The 15,368-nt window shown below is 71.3% G+C and carries 13 protein-coding genes; 10 read left to right on the forward strand and 3 right to left on the reverse strand.

Going from position 1 to position 15,368, the window contains the following annotated elements:
- Positions 1 to 31: 31 nt before the first annotated feature.
- Entirely contained in the window at positions 32 to 454 is a 423-nt protein-coding gene (locus tag EV371_RS16225; protein WP_130462780.1) for a MarR family transcriptional regulator, read from the reverse strand.
- Positions 455 to 590: 136 nt separating this feature from the next.
- Here EV371_RS16225 and EV371_RS16230 point away from each other — a divergent pair, with 136 nt between their 5' ends.
- The 4 genes from EV371_RS16230 (at position 591) to EV371_RS16245 (ending at position 4,803) form a co-directional block, all read left to right on the forward strand.
- Complete coding sequence (locus EV371_RS16230; protein WP_165436715.1) at positions 591 to 1,538, forward strand: NADP-dependent oxidoreductase; 948 nt, start codon at positions 591 to 593, stop codon at positions 1,536 to 1,538.
- Positions 1,539 to 1,584: 46 nt separating this feature from the next.
- A complete protein-coding gene (locus EV371_RS16235) occupies positions 1,585 to 1,947 on the forward strand; it encodes a hypothetical protein (protein WP_207230512.1) in 363 nt (120 codons plus the stop codon).
- Positions 1,948 to 2,086: 139 nt separating this feature from the next.
- Positions 2,087 to 3,160: an LCP family protein gene (locus EV371_RS16240; RefSeq protein WP_130462782.1), complete on the forward strand. Its 1,074-nt coding sequence runs from the start codon at positions 2,087 to 2,089 to the stop codon at positions 3,158 to 3,160.
- Positions 3,161 to 3,246: 86 nt separating this feature from the next.
- Entirely contained in the window at positions 3,247 to 4,803 is a 1,557-nt protein-coding gene (locus EV371_RS16245; protein ID WP_486484641.1) for a sugar transferase, read from the forward strand.
- 40 nt (positions 4,804 to 4,843) lie between these two features.
- Here the strand turns inward: EV371_RS16245 and EV371_RS16250 are convergent, their stop codons facing one another.
- Together EV371_RS16250 and EV371_RS16255 are read right to left on the reverse strand one after the other, a co-directional pair.
- Positions 4,844 to 6,088, reverse strand: coding sequence for a DUF1501 domain-containing protein (locus EV371_RS16250; protein ID WP_130462783.1), 1,245 nt, complete (start codon positions 6,086 to 6,088; stop codon positions 4,844 to 4,846).
- 1 nt (position 6,089) lies between these two features.
- Positions 6,090 to 7,358, reverse strand: coding sequence for a DUF1800 family protein (locus EV371_RS16255; RefSeq protein ID WP_130462784.1), 1,269 nt, complete (start codon positions 7,356 to 7,358; stop codon positions 6,090 to 6,092).
- A 251-nt stretch (positions 7,359 to 7,609) separates the two neighbouring features.
- Between EV371_RS16255 and EV371_RS16260 the strand changes: the two genes are divergently transcribed.
- From EV371_RS16260 to EV371_RS16285, 6 genes are read left to right on the forward strand one after another with little or no spacing between them, the layout of a single operon-like run.
- A complete protein-coding gene (locus EV371_RS16260) occupies positions 7,610 to 8,848 on the forward strand; it encodes a glycosyltransferase (protein ID WP_349337432.1) in 1,239 nt (412 codons plus the stop codon).
- The gene (locus EV371_RS16265; protein ID WP_130462785.1) at positions 8,845 to 10,392 is read left to right on the forward strand and encodes an O-antigen ligase family protein; all 1,548 of its coding nucleotides are present in this window, start codon (positions 8,845 to 8,847) and stop codon (positions 10,390 to 10,392) included. Before EV371_RS16260 ends, EV371_RS16265 begins: the two co-directional genes overlap by 4 nt.
- Positions 10,346 to 11,440, forward strand: a complete 1,095-nt coding sequence (locus EV371_RS16270) for a glycosyltransferase (RefSeq protein WP_486484943.1) — start codon at positions 10,346 to 10,348, stop codon at positions 11,438 to 11,440. The genes EV371_RS16265 and EV371_RS16270 overlap by 47 nt, the downstream gene beginning before the upstream one ends.
- The gene (locus tag EV371_RS16275) at positions 11,437 to 12,630 is read left to right on the forward strand and encodes a glycosyltransferase family 4 protein (protein WP_130462787.1); all 1,194 of its coding nucleotides are present in this window, start codon (positions 11,437 to 11,439) and stop codon (positions 12,628 to 12,630) included. Before EV371_RS16270 ends, EV371_RS16275 begins: the two co-directional genes overlap by 4 nt.
- Positions 12,627 to 14,186 (forward strand): lipid II flippase MurJ, encoded by a 1,560-nt coding sequence (locus EV371_RS16280; RefSeq protein WP_130462788.1) that lies wholly within the window; start codon positions 12,627 to 12,629, stop codon positions 14,184 to 14,186. Before EV371_RS16275 ends, EV371_RS16280 begins: the two co-directional genes overlap by 4 nt.
- On the forward strand, positions 14,183 to 15,367 hold the full coding sequence (locus tag EV371_RS16285) for a glycosyltransferase (RefSeq protein WP_130462789.1): 1,185 nt from the start codon (positions 14,183 to 14,185) through the stop codon (positions 15,365 to 15,367). The genes EV371_RS16280 and EV371_RS16285 overlap by 4 nt, the downstream gene beginning before the upstream one ends.
- Position 15,368: the final 1 nt, after the last annotated feature.

Here is a 15,368-nt window from a genome sequence, read left to right on the forward strand (position 1 = left end):
CACCCGCGGACCGAACAGGCCAGCCGCACCGTCAGCCCAGTGCCTTGCGTAGCAGCGCCGTCAACTGGTCCTGTTCGTCGGGTGAGAGTCGCCCGACCGCGGTGCGGGCGAAGGTGAAGGCTGTGGCGAACCGTTGGTTGATCTCGTCTCCTCGGGGGGTTCGTGCGACGAGCCGGGCGCGGCGGTCCCTGGGATTCGGTTCGCGGGTCACCAGGCCGAGCGCTTCGAGACGCATGACGATCTGGGTGATGTTGGAAGCATCACAGCCGAGTTCCTCGGCCAGGGCGCCCATGCCGCACCTCTCGTCGAGTCGTCCCAGCAGACAGGCCTGGGCCGGGGTGAGCGACAGCTCGGCCGCGGCCGCCTCGTAGGCGCGGTCATATGCGTCGACCAGGTCGAACAGGACCGCCTCGGCCTGGGACGAGGTGGTTACGGGTCCGTTCGGCAGGGCCATGCGCCCAGCCTAGAACAGGTACTTGACCCGCTCAAACAGTTGTGATCGACTAATGCTTGATCTACTCAAGTAATCGGGGGAGCCAATGGAGAGCAAAGGCGGGCCTACCGTGGGCGGCGCGAGCGTGGAGTCGGGGATGAACGCGGTCGTCCTCGACCGGTTCGGCGGAGTCGACGAACTCTCGTCGCGCCGGATTCCGGTCCCGGAGGTCGGCGACGACGACGTCCTCATCCGGGTGGAGTTTGCCGGGGTCGGGTCCTGGGACGCGGCCGAGCGGGCGGGGGACTACGACGGCGCGTTCGGCATCCCGTCGACCTTCCCCTATGTCCTGGGCTGGGACGCCGCCGGCACGGTGGCCGCGGTCGGACGCAACGTCACCCGGTTCGACCCGGGCGAGCGTGTCTACGCCGCGACGATGCCGATGGTGCGCGGCGGCCTCTACGCCGAGTACGGCGTCGTGGAGGCAGAGTTCGTGGCGCGGGTGCCTGACCGGTTGCCGCTCGAACAGGCCGGCCCGATGGGTTGGGACGCCCTGACCGCGCTGAGCGGCCTCGATCTGCTCGGCCTGCGTCCGGGCGAGACACTGATGGTCTTCGGGGCCAGCGGGGGAATCGGGCACATGGCGGTGCAGCTGGCGCGGCACGGCGGCATCCGGGTGTTGGCCGTGGCCTCCGGTGACGACGGTGTCGCCCTGGCCCGGCGGCTGGGCGCCGACGCGGTCGTCGACGGCCGCAGAGACGACGTGTTGGCCGCGGCACTCGGGTTCGCACCTGACGGGCTCGATGCGGCTCTGGTCACCGTGGGAGGAGAGATCGCCGAACGCTCGCTTCGCGCCATCAGGAGCTCGGGGCGGATCGCCTGGCCGAACGGGGTCCTGCCGCTGCCGGTGACGTCGCTGGACGCGACGGTCTCCTACTACGACGGGGACCGAGGCCGGGCCGCCACCGATCGGCTGAACGCCATCATCGAGGCGAGCTCGTTCGAGGTCCACGTCGCCCGGACCTTCCCGTTGGAGCGGGCCCAGGATGCGCATCGCGCCCTGGACGATCACTATCTCGGGAAGCTGGTCCTCAGGGTCGGATAGCACGGCGGGGAAGGCCGAGGCGGCGATATCGGGGCATAGTGGGCATATGCGTGAACTGTCCAACGATGACCTCGGGCTGCTGCTCTCCGTCTTCGTCCTGCTCCTGATCGCCTTCGGGATCGATTTCCATATGTCCACCCGTGCCGCGCAGCGACACCGCCGAGGCGCGATCTTCGCCGGCTTCGTCAGCCTGGTCGGCGAATGCACGACGGCCGTCACGCTCGTGCTGACCTGGGTCGCCCTCTGGAGCCCCGCCGCCTGGGAGCGGATCGACAACCTGCTGGTGTTCATCCCGGGAACGATCGCCGTGCTCTGCGCCGTCCTCCTCACCGGTTCGAAGGCGCTCAACCGGGTGATTCGGATCGCACGGGTGCGCTCGATCGACGGCACCGGACACGACGCCGGATAGCCCCGACGGTTCGCACGGCCGCCCGTCACGGTCGTGGGAACCGTCGCTGACCAGCGGCGCAGTATCGGCGGGCGGACCGGTCGGATCGGTCGAAGAGCCGGGACCTTTCCCTGTTGCGCCAATCAGTAGCATCGAGTCCATGCCACACCAACCCCAACTCGCGGAGTCGGACTCCACCGAGGTGCTCGCGGTGTCCCCCGACGGGAGTTCCACCGGAGCACCCGCTCCGAAACGGCGGCGCACCAGGCGGATCCTCCTCATCACGCTGCTGGTGTTGGCATTGCTCGGCGGCGGGGGAGCGGTCGCGGCCGGCATCTACGTCCACTCGCTGGAGTCGGGCATCGAGCGGGTCGAGGCGTTCGACGCCGTTCCCGAGGAGTCACGCCCGGTCAAGGTGGCGAAGGACGCCAAGAACATCCTGATTCTGGGCAGCGACACCCGTGACCCGTCCAACGCCGACGGATCACGCAGCGACACCATCATCCTCGCCCACCTGCCGGCGGACCGGTCGAGCGCCCAACTCGTCTCGATCCCCCGGGACACCTGGGTGCACGTGCCCAGATCCAAGGACGGCAAGCACGGCGGCCGGGACGCCAAAATCAACGCGGCCTACGCCTGGGGCGGCATCCCGCTGATGGTGCAGACGGTGGAGAAGTTCACCGGGGTCCGCGTCGACCACGTCGCGATCGTCGACTTCTCCGGATTCAAGGAGATCGTGGACGCGCTCGGCGGGATCCAGCTCACCGTCGAGCAGAGCTTCACCTCGACGCACTCGCTGCTGCCCACCGGCCGTCGGGAGTTCAAGAAGGGCCCGCAGGTCATGGACGGCGCGCAGGCGTTGGACTACGCCCGGGAGCGCTACGCGTTCAAGGACGGGGACTTCGCCCGGATCCGGCATCAGCAGCAGGTCATCCGCGCCATCCTGGACAAGGCCGCCTCCGGCGGCACCCTGGCCAATCCGGCCAAGCTGAACTCGTTCATCCGGGCCTCCGCCGACGCGGTCTCGGTCGACAAGACCCTCTCCCTGCTCGACATGGGCATGGAGCTGCGGCACCTGCGCAGCGGCAACCTGAGCTTCATCACCAGCCCGACCAAGGGCACCGGCGAGGTCGGCAACGAGAGCGTCGTGTTCGCCAAGACCGACGAGGCGAAGAGGTTCTACGACGCCGTCCGGCGCGACGCCGTACCCGAGATCCTGAGTGGAGTGAAGTGACCGCACCCACCGGTGGGAATGCTCGCGGCGTAATCCCGCGCCGGGGGCCGGCGTAGCGGAGGTTGTCGTTACGGGGGAGGAAGTAGATGTCGACGTGGCCGTTGGCACCGCACGACCCGGCGGTCGGCCTGCCCGACTCCGGTTCGTCGGACCGGCCGTCGACCGTGGGCGCCGTCGATGCCGTCGATTCGGGGCCCAACCCACCGGCGCTGCCCCGACCCCGCACCGGGTCCGGGTGGGACCCACCGGGTCGGACCCGGTCCGGCATCGACACGACGGCGGTACTGCCGTACGTCGGCTCCCGAGCCTCGGTGCGCACCCGCCGGCTGCGGGCCTGGATGGTGACCGCCCCGGTCGACGTCGCCGCGCTGCTCGCCCCGCTGCTGGTAACCGACCGTTACTGGCGGGGAACCGTCTTCACCGCCGGTCTCACGGTGGCCATCTTCGCCGCCGGCGGGCTCTACCGGGCGCGCCGGCACATGAGCATATTGGACGAGCTGCCCAGCCTCTGCGGCCGGCTGCTCGCCTCCGCCGCGGTGGTCGCCATCATCGCGGCCTTGCGGCACGGCTCGGTCGACTACATGACCGGCTTCATGCGGGGCGTGGCGCTCTCCGCCGGCCTCGTCATCGTCGGACGGGCGATCACCCGACGGGTGGTGTTGATCGCCCGGAAGCGTAGGTGGGTGGAGCACAACGCCATCATCATCGGCAGCGGTCCGATCGCCGTCGAACTCGCCCGGCTGCTGCGCCGTTATCCCCAGTACGGCCTGCGCTTCGCGGGCTTCGTCGACGCGGAGAAGCGGCATGGCCCGGCCTCGCCACCGCTGATCGGGACCCTGGACCAGCTCGCCGACCGGATCCGGATTGTCGAGTGCGACGTCCTGCTCGTCGCCGAACCCGACTATCCGGAGAGCGGCCTGATGGAGCAGTTGGCCCGACCCGAGTACGCGAACTGCGACATCTGGAGCGTGCCCCGGCTCTGGGGCTCCCGCTCTCCGGGAGGACTGCCCGACCACATCGGTGCGATCCCGGTGGTACAGATCCGGCACACCAGCCTCTCCGGCGTGCGCTGGGTGGTCAAGCGCGCATCCGACATCGTCTTCTGCCTCGTCGCGCTGGTCCTGCTCAGCCCGGTCCTGCTGATCTGCGCCCTCGCCACCTGGCTGGAGGGCGGCAGGGGCGTCTTCTTCCACCAGGAGCGGATCGGTCGGTACGGCAAGCCGTTCGACGTCATCAAGTTCCGCACCATGCAGCCCGCCGACGAGCTGGAGTCCCGGACCCGCTGGTCGATCGCGGACGACCGGCGGATCGGCCCGGTCGGCCGCTTCATGCGGCGGACGTCCCTCGACGAGCTGCCGCAGCTCTGGAACATCCTGCGCGGCGACATGACGGTGGTCGGCCCCCGTCCCGAGCGGCCGTACTTCGTGCAGAAGTTCTCCGCCGAGCATCCCGACTACGCGATGCGGCACCGGGTGCCGGTGGGGCTGACCGGGCTCGCCCAGGTGAGCGGATTGCGCGGCGACACCCCGATATCCGACCGGGCCAGGTTCGACAACTACTACATCGAGAACTGGTCGCTCTGGCTGGACACCAAGGTGCTGCTCCGGACGGTCATCGAGGTGTTCCGGGGCGGCGGCCGGTGAGCCGTCACCCGTGGCGGTACGCCCGGGCGGCGGCGAGCGGTCACCCGGCGGGCAGGAACGGCAGCGGAGTCACCTGGTAGCCCTCCAGATAGCGGGCCGGATCGGCGCGCAGCACCGAGCCGAGAAGAGTGCCGAAGACCTGCCGGAAGTCGACGCTCGCCTTGAGATCGCCGTCGTCCAGATCGGCCAGACTCGGCTGCTCGCCGTAGAGGCCGCCGGTCACCTGGCCGCCGAGCACGAGGACCGGGCCCGCGGTGCCGTGGTCGGTACCGTCGGAGGCGTTCGCCCGGACCCGGCGCCCGAACTCGCTGTAGACCACCACCGTGACCCGCCGGCCCGCCTCCGTCTGCGACATCCGCTCGACGAAGCTGGTCAACGCCTCGTCGAGCTGGGTGAGCAGCGTCTCGTGCCCGGCGATCTCGCTGGCGTGGGTGTCGAACCCGCCGAGACTGACCGAGTACACCCGGGTCGGCACCTCGGCCTCGACGCAGCGGGCGACCAGCCCGAGTTGCACGGCGAGCGCGCTCGACCCACCGGTACCGGTCGCCGGACCGGTCGGCCCGGTCTCCGGTCGGGCCGACTCCGAGGAGTGCCGCACCAGGTCCTCCACCCGGAGCAGGTCCGCGTAGGAGGCGGCAGCGCGGGCCTGCATCGCCGGCTCGCCCTGCTGCGGACCCCCCAGCGCACCGACGAGTCCGGTGTCGATCCCGGGCGGCAGCCGCAGGCCGCCGATGCTGACGCAGGCGCCGGCCCGGGTCTCTCCGGCGAGCAGCGGAGGCAGCACCGGCTCGAAACTCACCGCCGTCTCCGGGGTCGCACCGGTGCCGTCCAACCAGCGCCCCACCCAGCCGCTGTACACGGGTACGCCCGGCGACGCGGTCTGCCAGATGTCCATCGACCGGAAGTGGCTGCGGTCCGGCTTCGGATAGCCGACCCCGAGGACGATGGCGAGGCTCTTCGCGTCCCAGAGCCGCTTCAGGCCGCGCAGTTTCGGGTTGAGCCCGAGGGCGTCGTCGAGATGCAGCACCTTCTCGGCCGGGTACGCCAACTCCGGCCGCAACCCGTGATAGCGACGGTCCGCGTACGGGATGACGGTGTTCAGACCGTCGTTGCCGCCGTAGAGGGTGACGAGTACCAGCGTTCCGCCCGGGTCGGCCGGTGCGGCCCGGGACGTCGACTTCTCCAGCAGTTCGCCGAGTCCCAGCGCGGCTCCGGTCGTCGCCAGCGCGCCGGCGCCGACGACACCGGAGGCGAGCAGGAAACGGCGTCGGGTCAGCGCGTCCATCTCAGGTCACCAGGTATTCCGGGCTCGACAGGCCGAGGACCAGCAACTGGCGTGCGTCCTTGACGTCGCGCAGCACCCGGTAGGTCCGGTCGGTCCAGCCGTCCACGGCGAGGATGTGCGCCACCTCCTCCGGGGTCAGCCGCCCGGGTTGGTGCAGCCCGGCCAGCTTGCCGGCGAGATTCATCCTGACCTGGGCGGCGGCCGAGGTCAGCCAGGCGGTGCCGGCCGGCCACCCGCCGACGCTGGGCGGCGCGAAGGGAAGCTGTCCGAGAGCGCGCATCCCGTACACGATATCCATGGCGGTCTCGACCGGCAGGCCGCTGATCCGCAGGCCGAGCTGCCGCATCGCCCCGACCAGCCACTCCACCGGCTGCTTGACCAGGGTGTGCGCGGTCGCACCGAAGGACTCGTCCTCGAAGAGCGCGCGCAGCATCGCCATCGGCGCGGGGAACGCCTCGGCCATCTTCTCCCGGAGCCGCTCCGGGATGGGCTCGCTGTGCGAGGCGTACCGGAACCACATCCGGGCGGCGATGAACCGGGGGCACTCCGGTCGGGTCAGCAGCAGGTTGACCAGACTGTGCGCGTCGAAGTTCGCCGTCTGGCCGAGAATGGTCTTGCGCCCCGGGTCGTGGCGAGCCGGGTCGAAGAGCGGACTCTTCTCCTCCAGCACGGTCAGCCATCCGGTGAGTGCCCGGCCCGCCTCCCGGACGTCCCGCTCGGTGTACTGCCCGATGCCGAGCAGGAACAGCTCGAAGAGCTCCCGGGCGAGGTTCTCGTTGGGCGCGTCCTTCTGGTTGTACTGCCCGTCCAACCAGTAGATCAGCGCCTGGTCGACGATCATCCGGTGGGCGAGGTCCACGAAGTCCCGGCTGTCTCGCAGGGCCCGGTGCTGGTTCAGTACGAACTGGGCGCTTCTCACCTTGTCGGCCGAGGTGGCCCAGTGCCCGTGCCAGAAGAACACCAGCTTCTCGACGGCCTGGTGGCTCGCCACGGTCATCCGGTCCAGCCACCACCGTTGGATCAGCTCGCCCTGCGCCTTGCGCTTGATGTCGGCCCGGATGTGCTGGGCCCGGGTCGGATTGGGCAGGTTGGCGTGCGGATCGGGGCCGAGTTCCGGCACCGGGGAGCTGGTGGCGCCGACATCGGGCCCGAGCGGGGACAGCAGGCCGGAGAGCGTCGCCGGGTAGCCCGCCTGGCGCGCCGCGGCAAGCTCGGCAGCGGTCGGACCGAATCCGGCCCGGCGCAGGAGCAGCGCGACGTCGCCGGTCATAGGGGCAACATAGGCGAGAAGCGGCGGCAGCGGCAAACCTCGGCCAGGCAACCGGCTGACCAGCGGGTCTGGTCGAAACTGGATAAAGCGGAGCGTCGGCGAGGGCGGCTGCCGTCGCGTCCCGGCGCTCGCCTAGGGTGCCCCTGGTGCGGCAGCGCGCCCCCGTTGACAGAATGACCCACCCTACGGTCGATCGGGTCTTTCCTCGGCAGCGGCCGGTGCGCGCTGCCCGACCAGGCCGGAAGAGACAGGTGACGACGACACGACCGCGCAGTGGCGGAGCCGAGGCCGGGCCGCCGCGACCGACGATGCTGGTACTGGGCACCGCCGAGTGGAGTGCGCAGATCGCGACGAACCAGCACTACGTGGTGCGGGAGTTCGCGCAGGCCTTCGAGACGCACTTCGTCGAGTCACTCGGCCTGCGCCGGGTCCGGTTCGACGCCCGGGACCTCACCCGGATCGCCCACCGGGTTCGCAACTCGGTCCGCGGGCACGCCGACACCGCGCAGCGGCCGGTGCCGGTCGGGGCGACGATCGTCTCACCGCTGGTCCTGCCGGTGCACCGCCGGCCGACCCGGCTGATCAATCGGGTGCTGCTGGAGCGGGCCGTGACGCGGTGGCGGCGCAGCCCCCGGCCCCGGGGGCTGTGGACGTTCACCCCGGTGACCTACGGGCTCGAACGGTACGCCGACTTCACCGTCTACCACTGCGTCGACCTGCTGGCCGCGTTTCCCGGGGTGGACGGGGTCGCCGTCGCGACCGGAGAGCGGCAGTTGGCGGGGCGGGCCCGGTGTGCCATCGCCACCAGCGACGCCGTCGCCGCACACCTGGCGGAGGTTGGCTTCTCCGACGTTCGTACGCTGCCGAACGTCGCTGACATCGACGTCTTCGCCTCGGCCGGCCACCCCGCCGCAGCGCGCCGTCCGGCGGCGCTGTTCGCCGGCAACCTGTCACCACACAAGCTGGACTACCCGCTGCTCCGCGCCCTCGCCGAAGGCCTGCGCGGCCGGGGCGAACTGCTGCTGGCCGGTCCGGTCGCGGCCGGTGGTGGCGGCTTCGCCGCCGAACTGGCCGAGTTGGAACGGCTCGGCGCCCGCTATCTCGGCGTGCTCGGCATCGACGACCTGGCCGCGGTGGCCGGCACCGCCACGGTGGGCCTGGTGCCGTACGCACTGAACCCGTACACCGTGGGGGTCAGCCCGCTCAAGTGCTACGAATACCTGTCGGCCGGGCTGACCGTGGTGAGCACCGCCGTGCCGGATGTGATCCGGGCGGCCCGGGGCACCGGTGCGATCGAGGTCGCGGACTCCGTCGACGACTTCGTGGCCCGGGTGTTACGCGCCGTCGGGCCCGGATCGGATCCGGATGTCAGTGCCCGCGTCGAGTACGCCCGCGACTTCGGCTGGCAGGCCCGTGGCGAACTGCTGCGAAGCATCGTCACCGGAGCGGGCCCGGGAGCGGCCGGCGCCGACCACGGGGCGGTCCGGTGACCGGTCCGCTGCCCGCTGCCCGGCGCCGGCTCGACCGGCTCGCCACGGCCGCCGCCGACCCGGCCCGGCGCCTGTTCGACCGGCTCGCCACGGCCGCCGCCGATCCGGTCCGGCTCGCGGTGCTGGCCACCGTCGTGCTGTTCCTCGCCCTGCCGCAGGTCTACCTGCTTCCCAGGGGCAGCGTGGACATCGCCCTCGGCACGGTCGTCGCCCTGCTGCTCGCCCCGGTGATCCTGTTCGCCGCCCGCGGCGAATCGGTGCGCCGGCTGCTCCGGCTGGCGCTGGTCCGGATCCTGCTGCTCCTGCTGGCACTCCGGTTGCTCACGCTGGCCTGGTCACCCGAGCCCCGCGCCGGGCTACAGTCGATCACGCTGCTCGGCCAGTTCGTCGTCACCCTGGTGCTCATGTCGGCGGTGGCCGGGTACGGCACCGCACCCCTGCGCGGGCTGCAGCTCTGGTACTGGCCGTGGGTGCTGTTCGAGGCCGGCCTGGTCGTCGTCTTCCGGGTGCTGCCCGGCCTGGAGGACGCGTTCCTGCACTCGATCGCTGGCTACTTCGCCGGTCAGAACGCCGTCGCGGCGCTCTTCGGCGACAATCCGAACAACGTGTTGGACCCGGCGAAGGCCGGCGGGGTCTTCATCAACGCGAACGTCGCGGCGATGTTCCTCGGGATCAACGGCCTCGCCGCGTTCGCCCTGGCGGCGTTGACCGGCGCCCGCTGGGTCCGGGTGGTCGGCGTGGTGGCGCTGCTCGCGGTGCCGTTCACCGGCTCGAAGTCCGCCACCGTGCTGGTGGTCGCGTTGCCCGCCGCCGCGTACGGCCTGCACCGGTTGCGCCGGTACCCGACCGGAGTGCTCCGGCGGTACCTGCTGATCGCCACAGTGCCGCTGGGCGCGGCTCTGGCGCTGCTGTTCACCCTCAACCGCGGCTTTCTCGACGCCCTTCTGGAGGCGTTCGCCGGGCGGAGCGTGATCTGGCGGTTCGGCGCGGAGGCGTTCCGGGACAGTCCGCTGCTGGGGCTGGGCTACGGTGGCTGGAATCTCGGCTTCGCGGCGTACGCCGACCAGCACGACATCTGGCGGGTCTTCCCACCGCACAACATCCTGCTCGGTGCCTGGGCGGTGACCGGGATCGCCGGGCTGGCACTCACCGTCGGGTTCTTCGTCGTGGCTTTTCGGCTGGTCGCCCGCCGCATGTCGACGCACGGGCAGGTCCCGCGGGTGTACCTGGTCTGTGTCGGCACTGCGCTCGCCTGGATCCTGGTACAGGGCCTGGGCGAGAACACCGACATCTTCGGCGACATCCACCTGATCCCGATCGTCGCCGTACTGGTCGCCTATCTGATCCGGCCGGTCATCGAGGAGTCCGGAAACGAGGAGTCCGAGGACAATGTCAGTCACCCCGACGGTGGGCGTCGTACGACATCAGCAGTTCCGGCCGTCGGAGACGTTCATCACGAGCCAGGCCCTGGCGATGCGGAGCTTCCGGCCGTTGTTCGTGGCGAGGGACCCGGTCCCGAGCCTGCCGCCGACCGGCGCGGCTGACGTCACGACGGTGCCCGCCCCGGCCGGTGCTGCCCGGCAGGTCGACCGGGTCGGCCTCGGGTCGCCACCGGACTCGGTCAGCGTCGCCGACTTCGGCCGGGCCGCGCTGCTGGCCTACACGCTGACCCGGCGGTCGGCACCGCTGCGCCGGCTGCTGGCCGAGCGGGGGACGGCGCTGCTGCACGCACACTTCGGGGTGGAGGGCGTCTACGCGGCCCCGGTGGCCAGGACGCTCGGCGTTCCGCTGGTCACCACCCTGCACGGGTTCGACGTGACCATCCCGAAATCCCGGCTGATCGCGTCGAGGAAACCGTCCTGGATGAACTACGTCGCCTGGCGGGGCGACCTCTTCGACACCGGCGCCGTATTCGTCTGCGTCTCCGCGCACATCCGGGACCGGGCGGTCGACTGGGGCTATCCGGCCGACCGACTCGTCGTACTGCCGACCGGGGTGGACGTCGACCTGATCCCGTTCGCCGGGTTCGTCGAGACGCCCCGGATTCTGCACGTCGCGCGGCTGGTGGAGAAGAAGGGGACCGCGGACCTGCTGCGGGCGTTCGCGGTGGTACGCCGGGTCGTTCCCGAGGCCGAACTGGTGATCGTCGGCGCCGGACCGCTGCGGGAGCGGCTCGACCGGCTCGCCCGGGAACTCGACGTGTCCGCGGCGGTCCGGTTCCTGGGGGCGCGGCCGCACGCCGAGACGCTCGACCGGTTGGGCCGGTCCCGGTTGCTGTGCCAGCCGAGCGTGACGGCGGCCACGGGTGACCAGGAAGGGTTGCCGACGGTGCTGCTGGAGGCGGCGGCGAGCGGGCGACCGGTGGTCGCGACCGCGCACGGCGGGATAGCGGAGGCGGTGATCGACGGCGAGAACGGCTTCCTGGTGGCCGAGCGGGACGTCGCCGCGCTGGCCGAACGGCTGACCCTCCTGCTCCGCGATCGACAGCTCTGCGAACGGTTCGGTGCGGCGGGCCGGCGGATGGTCGTCGAGCGGTACAACCTGCGCCGGCAGACCGACCGGTTGGAGTCGCTGTACAGGACCCTCGAATGATCGAGTCGATCCTGGTCTTCTCCCGGGCCACCCTCCGGCATCAGATCGGTGGCATGGAGGTCCTCTCCTGGAACCTCGCCGTGGAACTGGCCCGGCAGGTCCGTCGGGTCCGGCTGGTCACGACCGCCGTGCCCGGGGTCGACGGCCCGTTCTCGGCAGACGGCGTCGAGGTGGTGCCGTTGCCCGGGACCCGCCCCGGTCGCTACTCGACCGCCTGGTGGCGCGAGTCCCGGGCCTACTGGGCCGCGCTCGCCGAGCCGCCCGGGGCGGTGCTGTCGGTGAGCGCCGGGGCGTACGCGGTGGCCCGGGCCCGGGTGCGGCATCCGGGTACGCCGTTCGTGCTACAGGCGCACGGCACCTCGATGATGGAGATCAGTTCCAAACTGCGGTCCGGGAGTCCCCGGTTGCTGGCCACCGCGCCGAAGAACGCGGCCTGGCTGCTGCGGGACCTGGCCCGGTACCGGGACTTCGACCGGATCGTCGCGGTCGGCGGACGGGTGGTCGACTCGCTGGCAGCCCGACCGCAGCGTTGGTTCGCCCCGGTGGACCGGGTCCGGCACATCCCCAACGGGGTGCGACCGGCGGACCACGCCGCCGACCAGTCGGCCCGGCGGGAACTCCGGGCGGCACTCGGTGTCGACGATCGGGTGACGGTGGTCGGCTGTGTCGGCCGGCTGCACGCGCAGAAGCGGCTCGACCGGGTGTTGCGGGCCGCTGCGGTGCTGCGTGACCGGGGGCATGGCGGCCGGTTCCGGTTCCTGCTGGTCGGCGGTGGACCCGACGAGGGCCGGTTACGGGAGCTTGTCCGGGATCTCCGCTTGGCGGAGCTGGTCACGTTCGTCGGCGAGGTCCGGCCGGACGAGGTCGGCCGGTACCACGCGGCCGCCGACGTCGCCCTGCTCACCACGGCCCACCTCGAGGTCGGGCTCCCGATGGCCATCCTGGAGGCGCTGGCCAGCGGCGTGCCCTGCGTCGTGTCCCGGGGCATCGCCGGACCGGTGGTGCTCGACTCCGTGCTGCGTCCGGTCGACACCGACGATCCCGCTGCGCTCGCCGACATCCTGCACGGAATGCCGCCGGTACCCGCACCACGGCCGAGCCTGCTCCCCGACGACCTGACCCTGGCGCACTGCGCCCGCGGCTACCTGGCGCTGCTGGAGGAGCTTCGCGGCGGGTACCTCCCGCCGTGACCAGGATCTTCTTCCGGCTGGTCCTCGGCGGGGTGACCGGCAAGGTACTCGGCCTGCTCCGCGAGGTCCTGCTGGCGGCGCTGTTCGGCGCCGGTCGGGCGGTGGCGGCGAACCGGGTCGCGCTGACGGCCACGCTGATCCCGGTCAACTTCTTCACCGCCGACGCGCTGTCGGCCGGCTTCCTGCCGCTCTACGTGCGGTACCGCCAGGAGCGACCGGCGATGGCCCTGGTGCTCTATCGCACCGTACGGTCGCTGCTGGGCGCGTTCTCGCTGCTGCTCACCGTGGCCCTGGTGTTCGGCCGGACGGCCTGGGTCGACGTGCTGGCACCCGGACTGGACCCGGAGACCGCGGCGCTCACCGCGACGATGCTCGGGATCGCCGCGCTGTCGGTGCCGTTCTACGTCCAGTACGGCCTGTACACGCTGGTCGGACTGGCACACGACGACGTACGCCTGATCAACATCCGACCCTCGGTGCAGAGCCTCGGCCTGATCGGCGCAACGGTGCTGGCCTACCTCACCGGCGAGGTGGCGATCCTGGCCTGGGGCTTCACCGTGCCGTACGTCCTGCTGTGGGCCTGGGGCGCCTACTGGGTGCGGCGCCGGGGATACCTGGCCGCCGTGGACGGTCCGGGCGCGGACCTGCCGGACGGTACGGGCCGCCGGCTGGCCCTGGCGATGTTCTGGCGCCGGCTCCGCCCGTTGCTGTTGATCCCCGTGATCCTCCAGGGGTCGATCGGCGTCGAACGCGCGGTCGGGTCGCTGCTCGGCATCGAGGTGGTGGCGGCGACCGAGTACGCCCGGTTCGTCGTCGACTCCTGCATGGCCCTGCTCGCCGCCCCGCTGGGGCTGGCCGGCCTGGCCTCGTTCGCCAGGATGGACCCGGGGGAGGTGGCCGGTGGCCTGCGCCGGCTGCTACCCCCGGTGCTGTTCGCCACCGTGCCGCTCTCGTTGATCCTCTGTCTGAACAGCACCGGCATCGTCACCCTGCTCTATGCGCGGGGCGAGTTCGACGACCAGGCGGTGCGGATCTCCGCCACGCTGTTGTTGGGCTTCGCCCTCGGCATCTGGGCGCAGGTGATCGGCTACACCCTGATGAAGGTGCTCAACGCCCAGGGCAGGAACCGTGAGGTCGCGATCGTGATGGCGGTGTCGTACACCGCCGCGGCCGCACTGAACCTCCTGCTGTTCCGGCACTGGGGGGCGTTCACCCTGGGCGCGGCGGCGTCGGTGGGTGGGCTGCTGATGTTCCTCGTCTCGGCGCGCCTGCTCGGGGTGCTCGGGTACTGCCTTCGACTGCTCGTGACGCTGCTGCCCGGCTCGGTCGCGGCCGCCGGGCTCGGATACCTGCTCGCCGGTCCGGGCCTGCCGCGGCTGGTCGGCTCCTGCGCCGGAATCCTGCTGGTCTGGCTGGGCTCCGCCGCGCTGGTGCCGGCGCTGCGCCGGACCTACCTGGTGGGCGTCTGGGCACGGGTGCGGGGGCTGGGCGCGTGGCGCAGGCCCGGGGAACCCCGGGATCGTGACCGGACCCCGTCGGATGGAGCAGCAGGATGAGTGCCGAAGAGGTTCGTACCCGGCGGACGGAATCCGCTCCGACCGGCGCCGCGATCGACCGATCGGCCTCGATCGACGGACCGGTCCCGCTCGATCACCTCGCCGACCGGTCGGTGGCGGTGGTGCACGAGTGGTTCGGTGCCACCGGCGGCTCGGAGAACGTCTTCCGGCAGATCGCGGCGCAGCTGCCACACGCCGAACGGTTCGTGCTGTGGAAGGACGCGGGCGTCGACGAGCCGGACCTCAAGGAGTCGTGGCTGGCCCGGACGCCGCTGCGGCGTACCAAGGCGATTGCGCTGCCGCTGATGCCACTGGTCTGGCGGACCCTGAGCCGGCAGCGGTTCGACGTCGTCGTCTCCTCCAGCCACGCCTTCGCGCACACCGTGCGGCTTGGCGCACCGGAGCGGACCCGCTACCTCAGCTACGTCCACTCGCCGGCCCGGTACCTCTGGAGCCCGTCCTTCGACGGCCGCGGCGCGAATCCGTTGCTGACCGTTCCGAGGAGGCTGCTGCGCACGGTCGACCTGCGGCTGAGCCGGCACGTGCACGGCTATGCCGCGAACTCCCGGGAGGTGCGGGACCGGATCCGCCGCTACTGGGGTCGGGACGCCGTGGTCATCAACCCACCCGTGGACACCGACTTCTTCTCCTCCCCGCCCGACGCGCAGCGCCACCAGTCCCGGGACTACCTGCTCGGGGTGGGGCGGTGGATTCCGTACAAGAGGTTCGAACTGATCATCGCGATCGCCGAGGCCGCCCGGCTGCCATTGGTGGTAGCCGGCTCGGGTCCGGAGGAGGCGAATCTCCGGCGCGCCGCCGCTCGGGCCGGGGTCGAGGTCAGCTTCGAGGTCCAGCCCGACCGGGAGCGGCTACGGCAGCTCTACTGGGGCGCCCGGGCGTTGCTCTTCCCGGTCCACGAGGACTTCGGCATCATCCCGGTGGAGGCCCAGGCCTGCGGCACGCCGGTGCTGGGACTGCGCCGGGGCGGTCTGCTCGAGACCGTCGTGGACGGACAGACCGGTCTTCTCGTGGACTCGGTGTCCCCGGCCGACTACCTGCCCCTGCTCCGCCGTCTCGACGAGTTGGACCGGGACCGGCTGGCGGCGCACGCCGCCGGCTTCTCGGAGTACGCGTTCTCTGTGCGGCTGCGACGGTGGATCGCCGAGCAGACCGGTCGGTGAG

Source organism: Plantactinospora sp. CNZ321 (genome assembly GCF_004217235.1).

What these genes read in the sequence shown, in the direction of transcription:
- EV371_RS16245 (WP_486484641.1), top strand. Translation starts at nt 3,247, where the DNA reads ATGTCGACGTGGCCGTTGGCACCGCACGACCCGGCGGTCGGCCTGCCC.
- EV371_RS16235 (WP_207230512.1), top strand. Translation starts at nt 1,585, where the DNA reads ATGCGTGAACTGTCCAACGATGACCTCGGGCTGCTGCTCTCCGTCTTC.
- EV371_RS16225 (WP_130462780.1), bottom strand. Translation starts at nt 454, where the DNA reads ATGGCCCTGCCGAACGGACCCGTAACCACCTCGTCCCAGGCCGAGGCG.
- EV371_RS16250 (WP_130462783.1), bottom strand. Translation starts at nt 6,088, where the DNA reads ATGGACGCGCTGACCCGACGCCGTTTCCTGCTCGCCTCCGGTGTCGTC.
- EV371_RS16275 (WP_130462787.1), top strand. Translation starts at nt 11,437, where the DNA reads ATGATCGAGTCGATCCTGGTCTTCTCCCGGGCCACCCTCCGGCATCAG.
- EV371_RS16240 (WP_130462782.1), top strand. Translation starts at nt 2,087, where the DNA reads ATGCCACACCAACCCCAACTCGCGGAGTCGGACTCCACCGAGGTGCTC.
- EV371_RS16230 (WP_165436715.1), top strand. Translation starts at nt 591, where the DNA reads ATGAACGCGGTCGTCCTCGACCGGTTCGGCGGAGTCGACGAACTCTCG.
- EV371_RS16255 (WP_130462784.1), bottom strand. Translation starts at nt 7,358, where the DNA reads ATGACCGGCGACGTCGCGCTGCTCCTGCGCCGGGCCGGATTCGGTCCG.
- EV371_RS16285 (WP_130462789.1), top strand. Translation starts at nt 14,183, where the DNA reads ATGAGTGCCGAAGAGGTTCGTACCCGGCGGACGGAATCCGCTCCGACC.